Source organism: Streptomyces mutomycini, assembly GCF_001700505.1.
GTDB lineage: Bacteria > Actinomycetota > Actinomycetes > Streptomycetales > Streptomycetaceae > Streptomyces > Streptomyces mutomycini.
Genome location: NZ_MAPV01000399.1, coordinates 1 through 457 on the forward strand (window position 1 = coordinate 1; position 457 = coordinate 457).

Here is a 457-nt window from a genome sequence, read left to right on the forward strand (position 1 = left end):
GGTTTCGTGGTTCCTGATGACGTGTCGCTGCTCGCCTGGGACGACTCGCAGCTGTGCCGGATCACGCATCCCACCCTGTCGGCCATGAGCCATGACGTGCACAGCTTCGGGGCACAGGTGGCCCGCACCCTGTTCGCGGTCATAGGAGGTCAGCACACCGGTTCCGTTCAGGTCCCGACACCGTCACTCACTCCCCGCGGTTCCACCGCACAGGCGCCCGCCACAGCCATGATGTCGTTGTCGTAGACGATGGCCGTCGGACGCTCTGCCGACACCAGAAGAGAGCGAGTGGCCCTGGCCCCCTCGCTTCCGTCGAAACCGGTCGCGATCTGCCGGCCCTCCTCAAGGCCCAGGTCACGCATCGTGGCTGCGAAGGCGGTGGCTCGGATGGCGCTGTGCCCCAGACCGACCGGCCCTCCGACGCGTGCGATGCGCCGGTGCCCGAGCGCCGCCAGAT

Annotated in this window: 2 protein-coding genes; one reads left to right on the forward strand and one right to left on the reverse strand. The window is 68.1% G+C overall.

The features are described from left to right. Window positions 1–246, forward strand: a 246-nt coding sequence (locus tag BFF76_RS31995; RefSeq protein WP_167359554.1) for a substrate-binding domain-containing protein, incomplete at its 5' end; no start/stop codon positions are given. On the opposite strand, the gene BFF76_RS30720 is transcribed toward BFF76_RS31995, so the two are convergent. Further along, window positions 168–457: substrate-binding domain-containing protein (locus BFF76_RS30720; RefSeq protein ID WP_244167394.1), on the reverse strand; the 290-nt coding region annotated here is incomplete at its 5' end. The two genes, BFF76_RS31995 and BFF76_RS30720, sit on opposite strands and share 79 nt — an antisense overlap.